The organism is Ditibartonella apis (assembly GCF_001952075.1).
Taxonomy (GTDB): Bacteria; Pseudomonadota; Alphaproteobacteria; order Rhizobiales; family Rhizobiaceae; genus Bartonella; species Bartonella apis.
The window spans coordinates 1-2,642 of record NZ_LXYU01000009.1 but is presented as its reverse complement, the minus strand read 5'-3'; the positions used below and the strand labels follow the sequence as shown (position 1 = coordinate 2,642).

Genomic DNA, 2,642 nt, shown 5'->3' with positions numbered 1-2,642 from the left:
TAAAAAGGGCGAAGTTGTCAAGATTTATGACAATGACGGGAAAACGCCGATTGGCGAGACTGTTGTCGGTGATGATGGAACATGGAGTTTCACGCCCAATCCGCCGCTTAAAGGTGGCGACCACAGTTTGACGACGACATTGACGGATTCTGCCGGCAATGAAAGTGAACGGAGTGGCGCTGTCAAAATAACGGTCGACAAATCGGGTGTGAACATCTTTGTCGATGGTGCTCATGATAATGAAGGGTCTATCCGTAAGGATGTCGCGGATAATGGTGTCACAGATGATCGCACACCGACCCTTTACGGGCGTGGCACGCCCAATGGGACAGTCGTCATCACCGACGAGAACGGCAAGGAAATTGGCAAAACCAAAGTCGATGGCGCGGGAAATTGGCAGTTCGAGCTTCCAAGCCAGGCAGGTGATAATCAGGAAGTCACCCATACTTATCACGCAAAAATCACCAATGCGGCAGGCAATACCCAGTCTGTCGATTTCCACTTGACGATTGATACCAAAGCACCGGATGCACCGGCTATTGATAAAGTCATCGACAATGTTGGCAATAAAGACAATGCCACCAACCATACGAATGGAGATAAAGAACTTCATAGTGGTGACACGACCGATGATACAACGCCGACATTTTCCGGCAAAGGCACGGCTGGAGATATCATCAAATTATACGATGGTGACAAGCTTGTTGGCCAATCGGTTGTAAAAGACGATGGCACATGGAGTGTTTCGCCGATAAGCCCGATTAGCAATACAAAAGGAATGCATGAATTTACCACGACGGCAACCGATCCGGCGGGTAATGAAAGCAACCATTCGGACAAGTTCGTTTTAGGTTTTGATACCGAGCCGGTTCCGGCGATGGGAAACAGCAAGGATGAAGTCGATCTTATTGACGATGCCGGTTCGATTGTCGGCTCCTATCGTGATGGTGAGTGGGCGACGAGGCAAGGTCAGCATGGCGAGAAAGTTATTATCACCGACGATACAACGCCGACGCTTAAAGGGCATTTGCCGACAGATTTGTTGAATTCCGGCCGAATTTCGACAGTCAACATATATGATAACGGCAAATTATTGACAAAAATTCCGGTGAAAGGAGACGGGAGTTGGGAATATACGCCGACACTCAACGCCGGCAATAATCATAATTTCGAAGTTGCTTATGAAAACAAGGCAGGTGTCGAGGGGGGACGTACATCCTTCCCATTTGTTCTTGATATGGCAACGCTTGGCCAGACGTCGATTGATTCAGCCACAACAGGTACAAATAATGCACCCTATACATGGGATAATCCGACGAAGGAAAACGTATTCCATCTTCAGGGAAGTGCGCCGGCCAATTCTATCATTACTGTTTATCTGAAAGACAGTAGCGGCAATGTCATTCATACATTTGAAACCACGACAAGCGATGGCTCCGGTAGCTGGTCGCAAACGGTGGATTTGAACACTGTTTCAGTGGAGACACGCAAAGCCATTGCAGACGGGCGCTATAGTTTTGTGGCTGATGCCAGAAATGACGCGGGAACGGTTGGTGCCAAATCTGGCGATAGCTGGGTCAATCGTGATACGACAGCACCGGCAAAGCCCGATATTGTCAAAGCGGAAGATAATTCCGGCGATCAGCATGGAAGCATTGAAGAAGGCAAGACTTATGACGAGGATATGCCACTCTTTTCCGGAAAAGGTGAAAAGAATTCCATTGTTACCATTTATGACGGTGATCAGGTTATAGGAAAGACGACCGTCCATGAAAATGGTACATGGTCATGGACGCCCACCACGCCGCTTAAAGCCGGTGCACACAGTATAACAACCACTTTGACCGATGCAGCCGGCAATGTGAGTGATAAAAGTGACCCGTTAGGGTTCAATCTTGATTTGACACCACCGGAAGTCAAAATTGATCACGCTGTTGATGACTACCAGAAAGACCCAAAAACAATTGTCAATGGCGGTGCCACCAATGATGCAACGCCGAAGCTTGTCGGGCGTGGCACACCCGGACAAAAGGTGACGATTCTTGATAAGACAACCGGTTCTTCTTATGAAACGACGGTCAAGGAGGATGGCACATGGGAATACCAGTTGCCGGCCCAACAAAATGCCGGAGAAGACAAGACACACGAATATATTGCCTCTTTGATAAATAATGCGGGCAATAAAGTCGAACATCATTTCAGCCTGCATATTGATACAAAGGCTCCGGCAACACCCGAACTTGTTGAGGTTATCGACAATGTCGGCAACGATCCGGAAAAATATCCGAATGGCAACCGTTCATTGAGTGACAATGATATTACCGACGACACTACGCCGACCTTTAATGGTAAAGGTGTCGCGGGCGACATTATCAAGCTTTATACGGTTAATGATAAAGGCGAGCGCACACTTATCGGCCAGACAACAGTGAATGATGATGGTACATGGTCTGTGACGCCGACGGTTGCTTTGACCGATGATCCAAATCATAGTCCGACAAAATATACATTTATTGTGACAGAGACGGATAGTGTCGGCAATGAAAGCGATCCGACAGACGGCCGTAATCTTTTTATTGATCGCACACCGCCGGTTCTAGACGACAAGACCATCAAGCTTGTTGATGACAAGGAAACGAATG

Annotated in this window: 1 protein-coding gene; it reads left to right on the top strand. The window is 47.8% G+C overall.

Going from position 1 to position 2,642, the window contains the following annotated elements; translation table 11 throughout:
- Positions 1–2,642 (top strand): Ig-like domain-containing protein (locus tag PEB0122_RS11520; RefSeq protein WP_225867857.1); only part of this gene is annotated, 2,642 nt, incomplete at both ends.